Source organism: Nakamurella lactea DSM 19367 (assembly GCF_000426645.1).
Taxonomy (GTDB): domain Bacteria; phylum Actinomycetota; class Actinomycetes; order Mycobacteriales; family Nakamurellaceae; genus Nakamurella; species Nakamurella lactea.
Genome location: NZ_AUFT01000008.1, coordinates 407686 through 427046, shown reverse-complemented (window position 1 = coordinate 427046; position 19361 = coordinate 407686). Strand labels below are relative to the sequence as shown.

Genomic DNA, 19361 nt, shown 5'->3' with positions numbered 1-19361 from the left:
GGTGATCGAGCCGGTGACGGTGGCGACGCGGGATCGCGGCAGACCGTAGAGTCGGGAGCCATGTCGTCACCCAGGATCCCGACCTCCGGTGCCGCCCGACCGGGCGACACCCCACCCGACGGCCTGCCGGACAACTTCCGGCGGGTGGTCAGCTTCACCTCGCGCGGCGGTCGGGTGAACCAGGTGCAGCGACGGGCACTGGAGGCGCACGCCGACAAGTGGTTCCTGACCGTCGACGACATCGGTGAATCGATGGACGGTGCGGCGATCTTCGGGCGCGACGCCCCACTGGTGATCGAGATCGGTTCCGGGATGGGCGAGTCGACGGTCGCGATGGCCGCCGACCGGCCGGAGATCAACCTGCTCGCTGTCGAGGTCTACAAGCCCGGAATCGCCCAGACCTTCCATCACATGGCGAAATCCGACGTGGACAACGTCCGGGTACTGCGCGCCGACGCGGTGCCGGTGCTGACCGATCTGGTGCAGCCGGACAGCATCGACGAGGTGTGGCTGTTCTTCCCGGACCCGTGGCCCAAGGCCCGGCACCACAAGCGGCGGATCGTCACCCCCGACTTCGTCGAGCTGGTCGCTTCCCGGCTGCGCAAGGGCGGCACCTTCCGGCTCGCCACCGACTGGGAGCACTACGCCGAACAGATGCTGGCCGCCTGCACCGGCGTGAAGACGCTGCGGAACCCGCACGGCGGGTGGGCACCGCGCCCGGACTTCCGGCCGCTCACCCGGTTCGAGCGTCGCGGCCTCGCGGAAGACCGGGAGATCTTCGACCTGGAGTTCGTCCGGCGGTAGGTGGCAGATCGCGGCGATCCTGAGGACCCTCGCACCCACGGGATATTCAGCCGCGATGAACGACGCGTGCGTGCCAGAATCGGCGGGGTGACCGATTCCCACGCATCCGCCGCCAGCCAAACTCCCCCAGCCACCCCGTTCCACGACCTGGATCACTTCATCGCCCTCCCCCGGCTCTCCGGGTTGGCCGTCAGCCGCGACGGAACTCGGGTGGTGACCAGCGTGTCCACCCTGAACCCGAAGCAGAACGCGTACCGCTCCGCGCTCTGGGAGCTGGATCCGGCCGGCGAGCAGCCGGCCCGGCGGATCACCCGCAGCGCCAAGGGTGAAACCGGGGCGGCGTTCGCGGCGAGCGGCGATCTGTACTTCACCTCGGCCCGCCCCGACCCGGACAGCGCCGACGAGGAGGAGCCGAAAGCCGCCCTCTGGCTGATCCCGGCCGCTGGCGGCGAGGCCCGGCCGGTGGCCGCCCGATCCGGCGGCATCGCCGGGCTGCTGACGGCCGAGGACGCCGATGTCGTGGTGGTGGCCGCCGAGCTGCTCCCGGGCGCGGCGGACGAGGCGGCGGACGCGAAGCTGCGGGCGCTGCGCAAGGACACCAAGGTGCAGGCCATCCTGCACAGCGGCTACCCGATCCGTTACTGGGACAGCGATCTGGGGCCGGGAACCCCGCACCTGCTGGCGGTCGAGCCGGGCGCCGCCGGGACCGACGACACCGCCGGGACCAACCAGATGCTCCCGAGTACGGTCGATGCCCGCCCGCCGGCGGCGCTGCGGGACCTCACCCCGGACATCGGCAGCGGACTGCGCGAGGCGCATCCGCAACTGGCACCGGACGGCAGCTTCCTGCTGACCGCGGTGAACACCCCGCTGCCGGCCGCGGACCTCACCAGCGTGCTGGCCAGGATCGACGTGGCGACCGGCGAGCGGACCGTATTGTTGCAGCACAACGCCTTCGAGTACGAACCTGGACCGATCTCGCCCGACGGCGGCCGCGCTGTGGTGGTCGTCCAGCGGCGATCGACGCCGCAGTTGGCGGTCCAGATGACCCTGGGCGTGCTGGACCTGGCAGCCGGCGAACTCACCCCGCTGGCCGCGGGCTGGGACCGCTGGGCGCGGCCGTTGGCCTGGTTCCCGGACGGCACCTCGATCCTGGGGGTCGCCGATTCCGACGGCCGGGCGCCGCTGTTCCGGATCGACGTCGGGACCGGTGAGGTCACCCAGCTCACCCACGACGATGCCGCCTACTCGGACGCGGTGCCCCACCCGGACGGTAGCGCCGTCTTCGCCGTGCGCAGCTCGTACGAATACCCCGCCGAGGTGGTGCGCATCGATCTGGCCTCGGGCGATGTCACCCGGTTGCCCAACCCGGCAGAGCGGCCGACGCTGCCCGGCCGGTTGGAAGAGGTGCAGACCACCGCGGCCGACGGGTCCCGAGTCCGCGGTTGGTTGGCGTTGCCGTCCGGCGTGTCCACGGAATCGCCTGCGCCGCTGGCACTGTGGATCCACGGTGGGCCGCTCGGATCCTGGAACGCCTGGAGCTGGCGGTGGACCCCGTGGAACATGGTGGCGCAGGGCTACGCGGTGCTGCTGCCCGATCCCGCGCTGTCCACCGGCTACGGCCAGGAGTTCATCCAACGCGGCTGGGGACGGTGGGGCGCCGAGCCGTTCACCGACCTGATGTCGATCACCGACAGCGTGGAGGCCCGGGCCGACATCGATGGATCGAAGACGGTGGCGATGGGCGGCTCGTTCGGCGGCTACATGGCCAATTGGGTTGCCGGGCATACGGATCGATTCGCCGCGATCGTCACCCACGCCTCGCTGTGGGCATTGGACCAGTTCGGCGCCACCACCGACATGTCGATGTTCTGGGCGCAGGAGATGACTCCGGCGATGTCCACCGAGTTCTCGCCGCATCGCTCGGTCGACAAGATCGTCACCCCGATGCTGGTGGTGCACGGGGACCGGGATTACCGGGTGCCGATCGGCGAGGGGCTGCGGCTCTGGTACGACCTGCTGGCCCACTCCGGGCTGCCGGCCGAGGCCGACGGGTCGACGGTCCACCGGTTCCTGTACTTCCCCGACGAGAACCACTGGGTGCTCACCCCGCAGCACGCGAAGGTCTGGTATCAGGTGGTACTCGGCTTCGTGAACCAGCACGTCCGCGGCGATGCCCCGCCCCTGCCGGCCACCCTTGGACTGGTGGCGCCGCCGGAAGAGTCCTGACATCGGCGAGGCCGACCGGCAGCCGGACCCCTGGCCGCCGCTCCGGACGGCAGCCATGCGGCCCTGTCGCCGTGGATCATCGGGTTCTCCGGCCGGGCGTCCGCGCTGGCGGCGATGGCCCGGATGGGCTCCGCCCGCGCCACCACGCCGGCAGGCTGACTCCGGCGGATAACGACGTTGGTGGTCGGCCTTCGCCGACCACGATGCCGCCGTGCTCGCACGATGCCGCCGTGCTCGGGGCCGCGAGGCCGGTCGATCGCGGCTGCCTACAGTAGGACCATGGGGACCCGGGCGACACATTGGACAGTCCGGCTGAATGCCCGGAACCGCTCGGTCTTCTTCGCGGTGCTGTTCGTGGTGTTGGCCTTCTACCTCGCCGAACGGGGTGCCGCACCGCTGGAGTGGATCCTGCTCGGGGTCAACCTGCTGATCTACCCGTGGGTGGCTCTGTTCCGCGCCCGCGCTGCTCGGCATCAGGTGCGGGCCGAGTTGCAGAACCTGCTGTTCGACGGCTTCCTGTTCGGGATCTGGGTGGCGTACTGGGGGTTCCCGCTGTGGATCACCTTCAGCGTGTTCACTGCGGTTACCCTGAACCAGGTGGTTTTCGAGTCGCTGCGCGGTCTGTGGCATTCGCTGCTGGCACTGGCGGCCGGCGCCGCGATCGGCCTCGCCATCGCCGGAGCGCACTTCCGGCCGGACACCTCGTTGCCGGTGTCGATGCTGTGCATCGTCGGGCTGACCGCCTACCTGTGGAACTTCGCCTATGCAGCCTTCACCCGCGGGGTCGCCCTGCAGGACAGCCGGCGGCAGCTGGAGGCCCAACTGACCGAGATCACCACGCTGCAGGAGCAATTGCAGGATCAGGCCAGCCGTGACCCGCTGACCGGGCTGTACAACCGGCGCCACCTGGAGGACCGGCTGGCCGACGAGTTGAACTCCTGTCGCCGGGACGGACTCCCGTTGACCCTGGTGATGGTCGACATCGACCAGTTCAAGTTGGTCAACGACACCTACGGGCATCCGACGGGCGACGCGATCCTGCGGGAACTTGCCGGCCTGCTGGCCCGCCGGTCCGGTCCGCGGGATGTGGTATTCCGCTACGGCGGCGAGGAGTTCCTGATGATGCTCCCCGGGGTGTCATTGGCCGACGCCCAGGCCCGCGCCGAGGAGCTCCGGGTGGAGTGCGAGGCCACCCGCGTCGCGGTCGACGACGCGACGATCACCACCACCTTGTCGTTCGGCATCGCCAACTATCCCGAGCACGACCTGCGCTCCGACGCGCTGGTCGAGCTGGCCGACCGAGCCCTGTATGCGGCGAAGGTCAACGGCCGCAACCGGATCGAGTTTGCCGAGCCGGGACCGACGAGGGGCTGACGCCACCCGGGAACCCGCGGACCGGGATCGTCAGGGGAACTGGTATCCGGTGGGATCGTCGCCGGTGTCGATGATGGCGATCACCGGGCCGCCACCCTCCGGTCCCTGGTGATCGGCCGCGATGGAGACGAAGACCGCCGGGTCTCCGGTGACCGCGGCGGTGACGCCGCCGACGGTGGCCTTGATCTGCCGGTGCCAGCTGACGTCCGAGTCATCCATCATGGCGTTGCGCCTGCCGCGCACCATGCCGTCCTTCGATGCCTCGCACTTGAGGAACACGTTGACCAGCCGACCCTTCAGGTCGGTGTGGTGCGGACGCTCCGGCAGGTCGAGGCCGGCGCCCCGGATCGCGTCCCAGATGCCGTCGGCGTCCAGTGCGTCCGTCATCACCGAGTGCCCGATCCGGTACCGGCCACCGACGCCGCGGACGTTACCGACCACCACGATCTGCGCGCAGTCCAGTTCCACCCCGGACGAGCAGGACGCCACCGACGAGAACTTCTCGAAGTTGGTCAACACCTCCTCGTCGGTCGGCATCTCGATCTCACCGAGCGCAACGGCAATGCCAAGCGCGGCCGTGCCGTTGGACAGCTCCATCGACTTGAGGGTGTCGTTGGTCCGGACGGTCTTGCCGCGGGAATGCGCGTCGCGGATCGAGTCGATCGTCAGCAGCGGGGTCTTGGTCTGCACGTAGTGCACGTCGGCGACGTCGGTGATGCCGGCCCGCTCCATGGCGACCCGTACCCCGGCGGCCACCTTCTCGACCATGGCGACCCGGCCGATGTCCTCGGGCAGCAGCTGCTCGCTCATCGCGAAGCCGACGGACAGCCGCGGTTCTTCGGTCTGCACCGCCTGCTCGGCCGGAACGGTGGCGAAAATCGTTGCGTGCGGGGAGATCACCCCGTCGGTGCCGCCGGACCAGACGATCGGGATACCTTTGATCTCCTCGGCCGAGCGGGTGCCCTTGTCCGCGATCACCTCACGGAACGCACGGTCGGCGATGATCCGGGTGTAGTCGTTGACGCCGCCGTTGCCCTCGGTCTTGCCGATCACGGCGACCACCCGGTCGGCGTCCAGCACCCCGTCGTCGATCAACTTCGCCAGCTCGCTGGCGTCGGACACGTTGTGCAGCGGGACCTTCCGGACCTCGATCGCTTCGGGCTGGTTCGCCATGGTGTTGCGCTCCTTCGGTTCTCTCTCGGGATGATGCGGAAACGGTGCTCGGTTCGGTTCGGCCCGCACGGGATCGCGACGGGGTCAGGATCCCCCGCGGATGACGGTACCCACGCTGCCCGGCTCGCTGGTCAGCGCCTGCGTCAGCAGGTCCAGCCGGGTGATGATCGACGTCCGCCCGGCCGTTCCGGTCCGGCCCTGGCCGGCCGCGAAGCGGTGTGCGGCTTCAACTTTCGGCCCCATCGAGCCGGCGGCGAAGTGACCCTCGGCGAGGTAACCCGCCATCTCCGCGACCCCAACCAGCCCCAGCGGTCGGGCCTGCGGAGTGCCGTAGTGCAGCACCGCGTTGTCGATGTCGGTGGCGATCACCAGGGCGTCACAGTCCAGCAGGTCGGCCAGGATCGCGGCCGAGTGGTCCTTGTCGATCACTGCTTCGACGCCCGTCAGCCGGCCGGGTGCGTCGCCGGCGGAAGCCGTTCGGGCCACCGGGATGCCACCACCACCGGAGCAGATCACCACGGTGCCGGATTCGACCAGCGTCGCCGCGACCGGCGCGTCCAGGATCCGCAGTGGCCGGGGGGAGGCGACCACCCGGCGCCAGCCCTTGTCGCCGAAGTCGCGCCAGTGCTGCCCGAGGTCGATGAACGGCTGGGCGGCCGCCTTGTCCAGGTACCGGCCGACCGGCTTGGTCGGCGTCGCGAACGCCGGATCGGCACCGTCGACCAGCGTGCGGGTCACCAGGCTCGCCACCGGCCGGTCGATGCCTCGGGCGGCGAACTCGGATTCCAGCGCGTCGGCGAGCACGAAACCGATGGTGGCCTGGGTGGACGCGACGCACCAGTCCAGCGAGACCGGCGGCACCACCTGCGCGGTCAGTTCGTTCTTCACCAGCAGATTGCCCACCTGCGGCCCGTTGCCGTGCGTCACCGCTACCTGCACCCCGGCCGCCACCAGGTCGGCGATGTGGGTGGCCGCCCGGCCCAGCGCCTCAATCTGGTCGACCTCGGTCGCCGAGCCGTCGGGGGCGCTCATCGCGTTGCCGCCCAGGGCGACCAGCACCCGATTCGCCCAACTCCCCGTCGTACCCGCAGCGGTCATCCCGTCAGCGTAGGAAGCGGGAGCGCGGGTACCTTCGTCACGAACTGACGACCCCATCGTGGATCGCCGACGTTTTCTGCCGAACCCCCGCAGGTAGCGCTTCTTTCCAGGACACGCCGCCGCACTTTCCGGTCCCGCGACAGGTTTCCGCTACCTCGGGGCGGGGGTGACTGCGCTGGCGATCTCGGCCAGCGGGTAGCCGGCGGGCAGGTCGCCGAACACCCGGTCGCCGGCATCCCCCAGCCGGGTGGCGCAGTAGAGGTCCGCGACGGCGGCCGGCGCCAGCTTGATCAGCAGCGAGCCGGCGAGCAGTTTCGCCGTCAGCGAGGCGATCCGGCGCGCGGTGGCCGGAGCCGGGTCGGCCAGCGCGCTTTCCAGCCGGCGCAGGTCGGCGTCGAACAGCGGGTTGACGCCGGCCGCGCCGGCCAGCTCGTCCCGCAGTGCCGCGACGGCGGCGGGCGAACGGCCGACCGCGCGCAGCGCGTCCAACGCGGTGACGTTCCCCGACCCTTCCCATAGCCCGTTCAGCGGCGACTCCCGGAAGAGCCGCGGCAGCACCGACTCCTCTACATAGCCGTTGCCGCCCAAGCACTCCAGCGCCTCGGCGATCGCCGGCACGGCACGCTTGCAGACCCAGAACTTGCTCACCGGCAACGCCAAACGGAGCAGGTCCCGCTCGCCGGCGTCCACCGCTTGGGCAAGTCGCAGGCCGGTCAGGGTGGCCGCCCAGCTCTCCACCGCGAGGTCCGCCAGCACGGCCGTCATCGCCGGCTGGTCGATCAGCGGCCGGCCGAACGCGCTGCGATGCGCGGCGTGATGGGCGGCGTGCGTCACCGCGGCGCGCAACTGCCCGGCCGATCCCAGCACGCAGTCCAGCCGGGTCATGGTGACCATCTCGATGATGGTCGGGACCCCGCGACCCTCGTCACCGACCAGCCAGCCGAACGCGCCGTCGTACTCGATCTCGGCGGAGGCGTTCGATCGGTTGCCAAGTTTGTCCTTCAGCCGCTGCAGGGCGATCGCATTGCGACTGCCGTCCGGCAGCACCCTGGGCAGCAGGAAACAGCTCAGTCCGGCGGGGGTCCGGGCGAGGCTGAGGAACAGATCGTTCATCGGTGCCGAGGTGAACCATTTGTGCCCGGTCAGGCGATACCCGGCCGCACCGGCGTCGTCAGCCCCGCTGTCCGGCACCGCGGTGGTGGTGTTTGCCTGCACATCGGAGCCGCCCTGCTTCTCGGTCATCGACATGCCGGCCAGCAGACCGGCCTTGTCGGCCGGCGGCCGCAAGCCGAAGTCGTAGCTTCGGGCCTGCAGACTCGGCTCATACCGAGCGGCCAGCGCCGGGGCGTGCCGGAGCGCCGGGATCACGGCGTACGTCATCGAGATCGGACACAGGTGACCGGCCTCGGTGAAGTTCCACAGATAGAACCCGGCAGCGCGCCGCAGGTGCGGGTGCGCCCCGGCGCCCGGCGCCCAGGGCGCTGCATGCAGGCCGGCCCCGACGGCTGCCGTCATCAGCGTGTGCCAGGCCGGGTGGTACTCCACCTCGTCGATCCGGTGGCCGGTGCCATCGTGGGTGCGCAGCCGCGGCGGGTACTCGTTGGCCAGCCGCGCGGCCTGTTGCAGCTCGGCGGAGCCGGCAGCCGCGCCCAACTCGGTCAGCGACCCGTCGATACCGACCCCGACGGCGCCCAGGCCGGCCAGCAGCGCCGGATCGGCGCTGGTCGCGTTGTGGCCGATCAGCGGCGGGACCTGGTTGGTGACCTGGTGGGTTGGCGGCATGGCGGCGGCTCCTTCTCCACGACGATATCCGGTGCGGCCGTGAATCCGGCCGTACGCGGTATGCGGACTTCGTCGACGGCGCATCGGCCCTGACGATGCCCCGATCGGGTGAAGTCGCTCACGTTCCAGGGGCGGCGCGGACCGACAATTCGCCCGAGCCGGACGTCTTGGCGGACTTCGACATCCGATCAGAGCCCCGCTGGCGCCGCTCGACAAGCGGCTCACCGCAACGCATTTCACCGTCTGCGACAGAAGACTGCGCCGAACGTGGCTCGCCACTGGACTTTCCCGTGAGCATCGCCGCCGAACCGGCGAAGTTTTCAAATCGCGTTCATCTTCGATGGAACTTGGGACAATGACGCCATGTCAACGACCGCCCGGCCGGGTCTTCGCGCGCCCTCGTCGGTCGAGGCCACGTCACAGCCCTCGGCGGTTCACCACGCCGCAGCCACCGAGACCCTTCCCGACAGGGTGTCCGGTAGCACCGCAAGACGCTGGTGGCGGCTCGCCGGCTCTGTCGCACTGGTGGCTTTCGCCTTCTGGGTCACCTACCAGTTCGCCCACACCACCACCGGACCGCACCACAATCAGTTCGACCTGAAGATCTACTACCGGGCGGTCACCTTCTGGATCGACGGCAACAACATCTACGACTACTCCCAGCCCGATCCGGTCAACATCACCCTCGGCTTCACCTACCCACCGCTGGCCGCCGTGCTGATGGCGCCGATGGCCGGGCTCAGCCTGTCGCTGCTCACCACGATCTCGGTGCTGGCCATCATCGCGACCACCGCCTGGTGCGTATTCGTCTGCCTGCGGGAACGCGTCAGGATCACCCGGCAGAACGGGCTCATGGTGGTCGGCCTGGCCACCGCCGCCTCGTTCCTGCTGGAGCCGATCCGGCAGACCATGGGCTTCGGCCAGATCAACATGTACCTGATGGCGTTGGTGCTGTTGGACGTCCTGGTGCTCGGCCGTCGCGGCAGCCGCTGGACCGGCATCGGCATCGGGCTGGCGATGGCGATCAAGCTGACGCCGGGCATCTTCCTGCTCTACCTGTTGCTGTCCAAGCAATGGCGGGCCACCGTGGTGGCGATCTGCACCGCTATCGCCGCGACCCTGCTAGCCGCGGTGGTGACGCCGTCCGCGACCTGGCAGTACTACACCTCACTGCTCTGGGAGTCGGACCGGGTCGGCTTCCTCGGCGGCTCGGCGAACCAGTCGATGAACGGGCTGCTCGCCAGGATCGCGGCGCCACACGACCCGAGCAAGGTCATCTGGCTGCTGCTGGTAGTGGCGGTCGCCGCTGGAGCCGGGTGGCGGATCCGTCGCGCCGTGCAGGCCGGCGACCGGCTGGCCGCGCTCACGCTGACCGGGCTGCTCGGCATTCTGGTGAGCCCGGTCAGCTGGCCGCACCACATCGTCTGGGTGATTCCGGCCGGGGTGATCATCGCGCACCGGCTGATCCAGTTGTCGAACACTGCGACGCCCGACGGCCTGCCGCTGCGGACCGAGGTCTGGTCCCGACTGCGCACCTCCGGCTCGCTGTTGCTGCTGGTCGGGCTCGGCTCGCTCGCCTTCGGACAGGATCTGCGACTGGCCCTCGACCTGCCGGACGTCGACTACAGCGACCTGTCGGTGTTCTGGATGTGCGTCGCCAGCGTGCAGATGTTCTGGTGCCTGGCCGCCGTGTTCCTGTTGCCGATCCGTTCCGGCAACGAAGCCGCCGGCAGCCGGCGGTTCGGAGCTGAGGCCGCTGCGCCAGCCAGGCAGAACTGAGCCGGAGCCCAGGCAAGGTTGGGCTACCCTAACTTCAACCGTTACAGTGGCGCTGTGCCGGTGAAACCCAAGTCGTCCTGCTGCCAGGACAAGCCGCGGTGCCGGCGCTGCCCCATTCGGCTGCTCGCCGACGGCCGGCTGTCCGCGGCGGACGCCAAGGCCATCTTCGCCAGGTCGAAGAACAAGAAGGCCCTCAAGAAGGCCGGGATGACGAAGAAGCACCTTCCCGCGGCCTGACCGGCCGGCGCTTATCAACATCGCAGGCGCTTACCAACGTGCACGATTTGGTACGGGAGTGACGAGAGTCGATCACTTCGCAAGCGCCCGAGAGGGGCACCTCCCGTTTGCCGGGGACTGATCAGCGCGGGTGGGGCGGTCAGAAGACGTAGCGGCCGGCCCGCCGGGCCAACCGCTGCGAGGTCGGCAGCGAGCTGAGCACGGCGATCTCCTGGGCCAGCACCGACCCCATCCGGCGGCAGAAGGCCGGGACCTCGTCGGCGGCGTCCTCGTACTCGGCGACGATCCGATCCACCACCCCCTTGCGGCGCAGGTCGACCGACCTGACCAGCTGGGCGGCGGCCATCTCCGGGGCGTGCGAGGGGTCACCATGGTGCACGATCGCGCTCGCGCCCTCCGGCGGCAGCGGCGACAGCCAGGCATGCCGCGCCGCGATCACCCGATCGGCGGGCAGCAGCGCCAGCGCCCCGCCGCCGGAGCCCTGGCCGAGCAGCAGACAGACCGTCGAGGTCGGCAGCTGCATCAGGTCGGCCAGGCACCGGGCGATCTCGCCGGCCAACCCGCCCTCCTCGGCATCCTTGGACAACGCAGCGCCCGGGGTGTCGATCACCGAGACCAGCGGGAGCTCGAGTTCGGCGGCCAGCCGCATCCCGCGCCGGGCCACCCGCAGCTCGGCCGGCCCCAGCGGGCCATGGTTGGCCTGCGACGCCCGATCCTGGCCGAGCAGCACGCACGGCAGCCCGGAGAACCGGGCCAGCACCAACGTCATCGCCGACGACTCCGTCGGCCGCGCGTCCCGCGGCGCGTCACCCTCGCCGGTGCCGTTCAGCGGCACCACGTCCCTGGCCGCATACCGCAACAACTCACGCACTCCGGGCCGGTCGGCCCGCCGGGTCCGCTGGATCGAGTCCCAGGCGTCCAGCTCTGGCTGCTCGACCTCGGCGGCGGCGTCCTTCGGCGGTACCCCGCGACGCGGCGCAGTGAGCACCGACAACGCTCTGGAGGCGATCTCGGCCAACTGTTCGGGTGGCAGCACCGCATCGATCAGGCCGTGCGCTGCCAGGTTCTCGGCGGTCTGCACACCCTCCGGGAAGGGCTCGCCGTAGAGCGCCTGATACACCTTCGGGCCAAGGAAACCGATCAGCGCACCCGGCTCGCCGACCGCGACGTGACCGAGCGAACCCCAGGAGGCGAACACCCCGCCGGTGGTGGGATGACGCAGGTACACCAGGTACGGCAGGCCGGCCGCGCGGTGGGCGCCGATCGCGTCGGTAATCCGGACCATCTGGACGAACGCCAGAGTGCCCTCCTGCATCCGGGTGCCGCCGGACGCGGTGGCGGCCAGCAGCGGCAGACCCTCGGCGGTGGCCCGGCGGACGGCGCGCTCCAGCCGGTCGGCGGCGGCCAGCCCGATCGACCCGCCGAGGAAGCGGAACTCATTGGCCAGCACCGCGACCCGGCGACCGTCGATGGTTCCGCAGCCGGTGAGCACCGACTCGTCACAGCCCGATTTCTCTTGGGCCGCTTGCAGTTCGGCGGCGTAGGCCGGGTCGATGTCGACCGGCCGGACGATCGGGGAGTCCCAACTGACGAACGAGGAGTCGTCCAGCACGACGTCGATCAGCTGGTGGGCACCGAGCCGCTTCGGCCGGCCCGACGAGGGCCGGCCGCCCTGGCGCGGATCAGTCTGCGGTGCCGTCATCCGAGTCGCCTTTCGAACCGGTGTTGCCGTCGGTGCCCGCGCCGTCGGCGGCGGAGCCGTTCTGCAGCCAGGCCAGCACGGCGTCGGTGTGCTGGCCGAGCAGCGGCGGCGACTGATGCTCGCGGTGCCATTCCGCGCCGGCGCCGTCGAAGAAGCGCAGCGGCGGGCCGGGCAGCTGGATCGGGCCCAACGCCGGATGCTCGACGTCGATCAACAGCCCCTGGGACTTGGTTTGGTCCCACTCGTAGACCTGCTGCAGATTCTTCACTTCGCCGCTGGGCACGCCGATCTCGCTGAGCCTGGCCAGCAGGTCCGGGGTCGAATAGCTGCTGAACGCCTCCTCGACCGCGGCCCGGACGGCGGGGCCGTTGCGCACCCGGTCGGCATTACCGGCGAATCCCGCGCCGTCCACCGGCAGGCCGAAGGCGGGCGCGAACTTCCGCCACAGCCCCTCGGAGCCGACCGAGATCTGTACGACCCCGTCGGCGGAGTGGAACAGGCCGTACGGGCAGATCGACGGGTGGTGCGGTCCCTCAGCCTTCGGGATCTCCTTGGCCACCGTCCATCTGGTGCCCTGGAAGGCGTGCACGCCGACCACTCCGGCCAGCAGCGAAGTGCGGACCAGGCCGCCCTTGCCGGTGCGCTCCCGTTCCAGCAGCGCGGCCACCGTGCCGTAGGCGCCGTACATGCCGGACAGCAGATCGGCGATCGGCACCCCGACCTTCGTCGGCGTTTCCGGGTCCGGGCCGGTCATCGACATCAGTCCGGCCTCGCCCTGGGCGATCTGGTCGTAGCCGGCCCGGCCGCCCTCGGGGCCGTCGTGGCCGAACCCGGAGATGGACAGGATTACCAGCCGCGAGTTCAGCTCTGTCAGCACGTCCAGCGGGAATCCCAGCCGGTCCAACACCCCCGGCCGGAAGTTCTCCATCAGCACGTCGCTGCGCCGGATCAGCTCGGTGAGCGCGGCCTTGCCGTCCGCCGACTTGAGGTCAAGGACGATCGATTCCTTGTTCCGGTTGCAGGACAGGAAGTAGGTGGAGATCGGGCCGACCTCGGGGTGGATGTTGTCGGGATCGGCAGTGTCTGCGGTGACGGGCGGCTCGACGAACGGCGGACCCCAGCCACGGGTGTCGTCTCCGTGGCCGGGCGATTCGACCTTGATCACCCTGGCGCCGAGGTCGCCGAGCATCATCGCGGCGTGCGGGCCGGCCAGCGCTCGGGTGAGGTCGAGGACGACGATGTCGCCCAGTGGTCCGTCGTTGCTGCTCACTCAGTCACTCCTCGCTCGGGGATCTGCACCCACAGGTTACGAGGACGACGCCGGCCGGCAAGGTGGCAGGTTCCGCTACCGCTGTCCGGATCCGTTGGCGAGTTCTCCCGCCGCCGTCCTCTGGTTCGCCGGTCGTACCGCTGTCATGACGCCGGATCTCCCCCCGATAACCGCCTGCCAACCCGCGAGTCTCGGCGTTCGCGGTTCCCTCCGTGGTCATGCCCGGGCGACGAGCCACTGCCGCCAACTGGTCGGCGCGCGGCCCAGCAACAACGCCAGGATTCGCGGGTTGCCGCGGAAGCCGGACCGCGCGTAGTAGTCGAACATCGCCCGCAGCCGGGCGGGCGTGTCCGGCGCGGACTCGACCTGCCGGACCCTGATCGGCCGGCCCAGCACCGCCGCCGCCTGCTCGGCCATCTCATCGGTGCTCAGATCCTGCGGTCCGGCCAGTTCGTAGGTCGCATGGGTGTGGCCGAACTCGGTGAGCACCCTGGCCGCCGCCGCCGCGACATCGTCCAGCGCCACCGGGGTGAACCTGACCGATCCCGGATACGGCAGCGGCCAGTCGCCGGCCAGCAGGCCGTCCCAGACGCCGAGCGCGTTCTCCAGATACGAGGCCGGCTGCAGGATCGTCCAGTCCAGATCGCTGTCGTGCAGATAGCTCTCCACCTCGGCCTTGTCCAGGTGGTGCGGCATCGCGGGGGCGAACGGGTGCAGCACCGAGTGGTAGACCACCCGCGGGATCCGCTGCCGCACGCAACTGTCCACGATCGCCCGGATCACGCCCGGTTCGTCGTCGAACATGTTGGGCGCCATCAGGTACGCGCCGGCCGCGCCATCCAGCGCGGCTGCCGTCGCGGCCGGGTCATGCAGGTCGGCGACCGCGACTTCGTCGGCGCCGCCGACGGCGTCGGACCCCGGGCTGACGGGCGTCCGCACCACCGCCCGGACGTAGGCGCCGCGCCCGCGCAACGCCCGGATGACGGCGACGCCGGTCTTCCCGGCCGCGCCGAACACCACTACCGAACCTGCCTGCACGAGCATTCCTCCAGTCCGCCGGCCGGTCAGCCGACCAGCCGGGACTCCCGGTCGTAGTTCTTGCCGAGGAACTGCGGCACCCGCGCCCAGCGGAAGGCGAAGATCATCACCAGCAGGGTAGCGACGTAGGGCAGCATCGACACGAACTGATGCGGTATCCCGATCCCGTCGACCTGCGCCTTCAGCGCCAACACATCCATCGAGGCGAAGAAGGCGGCGCCGAGCAGGATGAACTGTGGCCGCCAGCCGCCGAAGAAGGCCAGCGCGATCGCCAACCACCCGCGGCCACCGACGATGCTGTCGTTGAAGGTGCCGGTGTAGACCATCGGCAGGTACGCCCCACCCAGCGCCATCAAGGCCGCGCCGGCGGTGCCGGCCCAGAGCCGGGTCGCGGCAACGTTGACGCCGAGGCTGTCGGCCGCCTTCGGATTCTCGCCGACCGAACGCAGCCGCATCCCCGAGTTCGTCCGGTACAGCCACCACCAGAGCCCGATCGATCCGAGAACCGCCACGTAGACCATCGCGTTCTGACCGAGGAAGACCTTGGGCAGCAACGGAATCAGCGGTGGGCTGGTGGTGACGCCGACCACCACCCGGTACAGCAGGTTGGCCACCCCGACGCAGGTGAAGAACAGCGCCAGGCCGACAACGAACTGATCCAGCCGCCAGTAGGTGGTGCACCAGGCCAGGATGAACCCGACCAGCGCGCCCGCCAGCGCAGCGACCAGTAGACCGAGGATGTTGGATCCGAACTGCATCGACACCAGGAACCCGACCGAGGCGCCGAGCAGCATCAGGCCCTCTTGGGCGACGTTGAAGATTCCGGCGCGGCCACTGATCATGGTCCCCTGCGCCACCAGGATGTAGGGCACCATGGCCGTGACGATCAGCGCGATCGTGTTCATCCGTTACTCCTCTTGCGGCGCAGCTTGATCCGGCCGGAGATCACGTCACTGGCGAGCAGGAACAGCAGGATCAGACCTTCGGTGATCAGCACGAGTTCGACCGGTACCTGCGCGGCCCGCTGCATCGACGATGCGCCGACCTCCAGCACCGCGATGCCGAAGGCGACGAACGGAACAGCGACCACCGAGCCCCGGGCGATCAGCCCGACAATGATGCCCAGCAGCAGGAAGTTGGACTGGATGCCCTCGAGCATCCGCTCGTGCACACCGGTCACCTCGATGGCGCCGGCCAGTCCGGCCAGCGCACCGGCCACCAGCATCGAGGTGACGGCGACCTTGCCCGCACGGATCCCGTGCACCTTGGCGGCCCGCTCGTTCGAGCCGACCGCCTTCAGCTCGAAACCGCCGACGCTGCGGCGCATCCAGACCGCTACCGCGATCGCCACCAGCAACGCCAGCAGTACGCCGTAGTGCATCGGCGGCTTGCCGATCGTCGGGAGTTCGGCGCCCTTGCCGATGTACTCGGTGGCCGGGAAGCCGGCACCGACGTTCGGCCAGACCTCCGAAGCCACGTAGTCCAGCAACTGGAACGAGACGAAGTTGAGCAGCACGGTCGACAGGATCTCGTTGACCTTGAACCGCTGCATCAGCCAGGCGGCGATTCCCGCCCAAAGGCTGCCGGCGACGGTGCCGGCGATCAACGTCAACGGCAGCAGGACGAAGGCCGGCAGGTCCGACAGGGTGATCCCGACGGCGACCGCTCCGGTGGCGCCGAGGATCAGCTGCCCCTCGCCGCCGATGTTGAACCGGCCGGCGGCCAGCGGGATGGCGAATGCCAGTGCCAGCAAGGTGATCGGGGTCCACTTGTGGAACGTCTCGACAATCCCGTTCGGCGTCTTGAACGAGGTGGTCAGCACCGCCTGGAATGCCTTGAACGGGTCGTGCCCGAGCAGCAGGATGATGACCGCGGTGACGGCGAATGCGGCGACCACCGCCAGTAGGTACGGAATCGCCGACCCGAGCAGGCGTCTCGTCTTCTGTGCCAACGAGTGCCGGCCATCGGGCATCGGTGCCGGCGCCGCCGGGGTGGGCGGTGAACCGGGAGTCGGTGCGGTGATCGTCATGCGGCCACCCCCATCATCAGCCGGCCGACCTCGTACGGGTCGATAGCACCGCGCGGACGTTCGGCGACCAGCGCACCTGAATAGATCACCGACAGCCGGTCGGCCAACGCGATCACCTCATCCAGGTCCTCCGAGATCACCACCACCGCGCAGCCCTCGGCCGCGGCCGCCCTGATCCGGTCGAAGACGAACGAGGTTGACGCGATGTCGAGCCCGCGGGTCGGATTGTGCAGCACCAACAGCTTCGGCCGGCGCGCGAACGCCCTGGCCAGAATCACCCGCTGGATGTTGCCGCCGGACAACTGACCGGCGGCGGTGGCCGCGCTCGGCGTCCGCACCGAATAGTCCGCGATCGCCTGCACGGCCTCCTGCCGGGCCCGGGCCCAATCGATCAGGCCGCCCCTGGCGCGCTCCCGTTGTCCTCCGAGCATCAGGTTCTCGGTGATCGACGCGTCCGGAAGGATGCCGTCGCGTTGCCGGTCCTCCGGCACGTAGACCACCCCTGCGGACAGCCACCCGGCGGTGGGCCGGCCGGCGAGTTGCACCCCGTCCAGCTCGAACGAACCAGCCACCAGTTCGCGGACCCCGGTCAGCGCCTCGGCCAGTTCCACCTGGCCGTTTCCCGCCACGCCGGCGATGCCGACGATCTCGCCGCGCCGGATCGCCAGCGAGCACGGGGCGATCGCCGCGGTACCACCTGCCATACCGGCGATCTCGATCCGCTCCGCGACCGCCCGCACCGACTGCTGGACGTCCGGGGTGTCCAGCACGGTCTGGCCGACCTCGGCGCCGCCCAGGATCACCGCCGCCTTCGACGAATTGCGCGGGTCGCCGACGGACGACGAGTCGCCGACCATGCTGGCCGCCAGTTCGTCCGCGGTGGTGGTGCCGCCCTGGAAGGTGGCGACCCTGCGCCCGTCCCGCATCACCGTCATGGCGCCGCAGACGGCCATCGTCTCGCGGATCTTGTGGGTGATGAGAATGACGGACATCCCTTCGTCCACAATCGCTTTCATCGACGAGAACAACGCGTCGACCTCTTGCGGGGTGAGGTTGGTCGTCGGCTCGTCCAGCACCAGGATCTTGGCACCGCGGTAGAGCGCCTTGAGGATCTCCACGCGTTGCCGCACCCCGACCGGCAGGTCCTCCACCTTCCGGTCAGGGTCGACGGCGAGTCCGAACCGCTGCGACAGTTCCACCACCCTGGCCTTGGCCGCGGCGTCGGCAGAGTTCTCGGTACCGAGAACGACGTTTTCGGTGACGGTGAAGGTGTCCACCTGCAGGAAGCTCTGGTGCACCATGCCGACACCGGCCTTGATCGCGTCCCTCGGCGAGCCGATGGTGACCGGGACACCGTCGATCTCGACGGTCCCACCGTCAGCGGCGTACAGCCCGTAGAGCACGTTCATCAAGGTCGTCTTGCCGGCCCCGTTGCCACCGAGCAGTCCATGGATCTCCCGGGCGCCGACCGTGAAGTCGACCCCGTCGAGCGCTACCACCGGCCCGAACTCCTTGCGAATTCCGGTCATCCGCAGCAACGGTGTCGGCGCCCGGTCGGCGCCGGCCTGAGGTTCACTCATCGACGGGAACTCCTGGTTCGGGTCCGGAGGGCGGGTCGGCTCACTTGATCGGTTCGGTGTTGCGGGCAACCTCGACCTCGCCGGACTTGACCTTGTCCATCGCCTCCGTGACGGCCGTCCGGACGTCCTGCGACACGCCGTCCGGCACCTGAACAGTGACGCCGGTGTCGAAGCCCAGCGGGTAGTAGCCGGTCCGCTCCCCGCCGACGGTCTTGGCCAGGATGTCGACGAGCGGTCCGGTGAAGTCGTAGATGACGCTGCCGGCGTAGTGCTCCTTGCCGAACGACGACTTGTCGGTGTACTTGGCCGTGACCCAGGCTTCACCGGCCGGCTTGCTCTGCGCGGCCTGGAACACGCCGACTGCACCCAGGTTCAGCGATCCGACCAAGACGTCGGCGCCACCGCCGAGCAGCTGGGTGGAGATCTGTTGGGCCTTCTGCGCATCGTTGAAGTCCCCGGTCCACACCGGCTTGATGGTGGTGGCGGCACCGAGATCCTTGATCGCCTGCTCCATCGCGTGCACCTCGGAGTAGGAGAACGGCAGCGACAGTCCGCCTACGTAGCCGACGGTGCCGGACTTGCTGAGCTTGGAGGCCAGCACACCGACGGCGTAGAAGCCGAGGTGGAAGTTCCGGTCGATCACCCAGAGGTTCGCCGGTTGGTTCTCGGGCTTGCCGTCGAACTCGCCGATGAAGGTGACGTCCGGGTTGTCCTGCGCGGCCTTGGCGGTGGCGTCGTAGAACTGGGAACCGTGGGTCCAGACCACCGTGTTGCCGTCGGCGACGTATTCGCCGAGCGCCCGCTCGACGTCGGCGACCGCGACGCTCTCTGAGTACGAGGTCTCGGCGCCTTCGGCCTTGGCCGCCTCCAGCGCCTGGAAACCGAGCGCGTTGTAGTCGGCGTCGGTGATCGGCCCGGAGAAGACAGCGGCGATCTTCTGTCCGGACAGATCGGCGCTGGCGCCCGCGGCCGAGGAACCGCCACCGGAAGTGGCTGCGGCAGCCGAGCTCTCCGAGCCGGCGGCCGAGCCGGCCGGCGAGGCGGCACTGGTCGCGGCGGTCGAAGCCCCGCCCGATCCGTCGGCTGCCGGATCACTGCTGCCGCAGGAGCTGACGAACAAGGCGGCGGTGGCGGCCAGCGCCGTGATGACGACCCGCGAAACTCGTGTCATGTGATGGCCTCTGCTGTTGTGCCGGCGTGTCGGGGTACCGGGCGGTTCCGAGAAGTGTGGAAGGCGGGCGTTGTCCCGCCATCGTCAGGTTCTGC

Annotated in this window: 15 protein-coding genes; 5 read left to right on the top strand and 10 right to left on the bottom strand. The window is 69.7% G+C overall.

Going from position 1 to position 19361, the window contains the following annotated elements; translation table 11 throughout:
- Positions 1–60 precede the first annotated feature (60 nt).
- From trmB to K340_RS29470, 3 genes are all read left to right on the top strand, one after another.
- On the top strand, positions 61–804 hold the full coding sequence (gene trmB, locus K340_RS0111835; protein WP_084614289.1) for a tRNA (guanosine(46)-N7)-methyltransferase TrmB: 744 nt from the start codon (positions 61–63) through the stop codon (positions 802–804).
- 87 nt (positions 805–891) lie between these two features.
- Positions 892–3033, top strand: a complete 2142-nt coding sequence (locus tag K340_RS0111830) for a S9 family peptidase (protein ID WP_029136863.1) — start codon at positions 892–894, stop codon at positions 3031–3033.
- Between the two features lie 279 nt (positions 3034–3312).
- The gene (locus K340_RS29470) at positions 3313–4407 is read left to right on the top strand and encodes a sensor domain-containing diguanylate cyclase (protein WP_037364063.1); all 1095 of its coding nucleotides are present in this window, start codon (positions 3313–3315) and stop codon (positions 4405–4407) included.
- A 30-nt stretch (positions 4408–4437) separates the two neighbouring features.
- Here K340_RS29470 and bar read toward each other — a convergent pair whose 3' ends face one another.
- From bar to K340_RS0111810, 3 genes are all read right to left on the bottom strand, one after another.
- Complete coding sequence (bar, locus tag K340_RS0111820) at positions 4438–5580, bottom strand: barbiturase (RefSeq protein ID WP_029136862.1); 1143 nt, start codon at positions 5578–5580, stop codon at positions 4438–4440.
- A gap of 84 nt (positions 5581–5664) precedes the next feature.
- Positions 5665–6678 carry a carbamate kinase gene (locus K340_RS0111815; RefSeq protein WP_084614287.1) on the bottom strand — a complete coding sequence of 338 codons (1014 nt, stop codon included), beginning with the start codon at positions 6676–6678 and terminating at the stop codon, positions 5665–5667.
- A 150-nt stretch (positions 6679–6828) separates the two neighbouring features.
- Positions 6829–8460: an acyl-CoA dehydrogenase family protein gene (locus K340_RS0111810; protein WP_029136860.1), complete on the bottom strand. Its 1632-nt coding sequence runs from the start codon at positions 8458–8460 to the stop codon at positions 6829–6831.
- Between the two features lie 363 nt (positions 8461–8823).
- On the opposite strand from K340_RS0111810, the gene K340_RS29465 reads away from it, so the two are divergent.
- Positions 8824–10239 (top strand): glycosyltransferase 87 family protein, encoded by a 1416-nt coding sequence (locus K340_RS29465; protein WP_051265926.1) that lies wholly within the window; start codon positions 8824–8826, stop codon positions 10237–10239.
- 54 nt (positions 10240–10293) lie between these two features.
- Positions 10294–10476, top strand: coding sequence for a hypothetical protein (locus K340_RS36415; RefSeq protein ID WP_029136859.1), 183 nt, complete (start codon positions 10294–10296; stop codon positions 10474–10476).
- Positions 10477–10615: 139 nt separating this feature from the next.
- On the opposite strand, the gene K340_RS0111795 is transcribed toward K340_RS36415, so the two are convergent.
- From K340_RS0111795 to K340_RS29445, 7 genes are all read right to left on the bottom strand, one after another.
- A complete protein-coding gene (locus K340_RS0111795; RefSeq protein ID WP_051265922.1) occupies positions 10616–12178 on the bottom strand; it encodes a carboxyl transferase domain-containing protein in 1563 nt (520 codons plus the stop codon).
- Complete coding sequence (locus K340_RS29460; protein ID WP_037364059.1) at positions 12159–13448, bottom strand: CaiB/BaiF CoA transferase family protein; 1290 nt, start codon at positions 13446–13448, stop codon at positions 12159–12161. The genes K340_RS0111795 and K340_RS29460 overlap by 20 nt, the downstream gene beginning before the upstream one ends.
- A gap of 216 nt (positions 13449–13664) precedes the next feature.
- Positions 13665–14492, bottom strand: coding sequence for an NmrA family NAD(P)-binding protein (locus K340_RS0111785; protein ID WP_029136857.1), 828 nt, complete (start codon positions 14490–14492; stop codon positions 13665–13667).
- A gap of 20 nt (positions 14493–14512) precedes the next feature.
- The gene (locus tag K340_RS0111780; RefSeq protein ID WP_029136856.1) at positions 14513–15391 is read right to left on the bottom strand and encodes an ABC transporter permease; all 879 of its coding nucleotides are present in this window, start codon (positions 15389–15391) and stop codon (positions 14513–14515) included.
- The gene (locus K340_RS29455) at positions 15388–16515 is read right to left on the bottom strand and encodes an ABC transporter permease (protein ID WP_211229391.1); all 1128 of its coding nucleotides are present in this window, start codon (positions 16513–16515) and stop codon (positions 15388–15390) included. The genes K340_RS0111780 and K340_RS29455 overlap by 4 nt, the downstream gene beginning before the upstream one ends.
- Positions 16512–18095 carry an ABC transporter ATP-binding protein gene (locus tag K340_RS29450; protein WP_051265919.1) on the bottom strand — a complete coding sequence of 528 codons (1584 nt, stop codon included), beginning with the start codon at positions 18093–18095 and terminating at the stop codon, positions 16512–16514. The genes K340_RS29455 and K340_RS29450 overlap by 4 nt, the downstream gene beginning before the upstream one ends.
- A 40-nt stretch (positions 18096–18135) precedes the next feature.
- On the bottom strand, positions 18136–19266 hold the full coding sequence (locus K340_RS29445) for a BMP family protein (protein ID WP_037364056.1): 1131 nt from the start codon (positions 19264–19266) through the stop codon (positions 18136–18138).
- Positions 19267–19361: the final 95 nt, after the last annotated feature.

Coding starts and splice junctions, on each gene's coding strand:
- trmB (WP_084614289.1), top strand. CDS start 61: ATGTCGTCACCCAGGATCCCGACCTCCGGTGCCGCCCGACCGGGCGAC.
- K340_RS29470 (WP_037364063.1), top strand. CDS start 3,313: ATGGGGACCCGGGCGACACATTGGACAGTCCGGCTGAATGCCCGGAAC.
- bar (WP_029136862.1), bottom strand. CDS start 5,580: ATGGCGAACCAGCCCGAAGCGATCGAGGTCCGGAAGGTCCCGCTGCAC.
- K340_RS0111815 (WP_084614287.1), bottom strand. CDS start 6,678: ATGACCGCTGCGGGTACGACGGGGAGTTGGGCGAATCGGGTGCTGGTC.
- K340_RS0111810 (WP_029136860.1), bottom strand. CDS start 8,460: ATGCCGCCAACCCACCAGGTCACCAACCAGGTCCCGCCGCTGATCGGC.
- K340_RS29465 (WP_051265926.1), top strand. CDS start 8,824: ATGTCAACGACCGCCCGGCCGGGTCTTCGCGCGCCCTCGTCGGTCGAG.
- K340_RS0111795 (WP_051265922.1), bottom strand. CDS start 12,178: ATGACGGCACCGCAGACTGATCCGCGCCAGGGCGGCCGGCCCTCGTCG.
- K340_RS0111785 (WP_029136857.1), bottom strand. CDS start 14,492: ATGCTCGTGCAGGCAGGTTCGGTAGTGGTGTTCGGCGCGGCCGGGAAG.
- K340_RS0111780 (WP_029136856.1), bottom strand. CDS start 15,391: ATGAACACGATCGCGCTGATCGTCACGGCCATGGTGCCCTACATCCTG.
- K340_RS29455 (WP_211229391.1), bottom strand. CDS start 16,515: ATGACGATCACCGCACCGACTCCCGGTTCACCGCCCACCCCGGCGGCG.
- K340_RS29450 (WP_051265919.1), bottom strand. CDS start 18,095: ATGAGTGAACCTCAGGCCGGCGCCGACCGGGCGCCGACACCGTTGCTG.
- K340_RS29445 (WP_037364056.1), bottom strand. CDS start 19,266: ATGACACGAGTTTCGCGGGTCGTCATCACGGCGCTGGCCGCCACCGCC.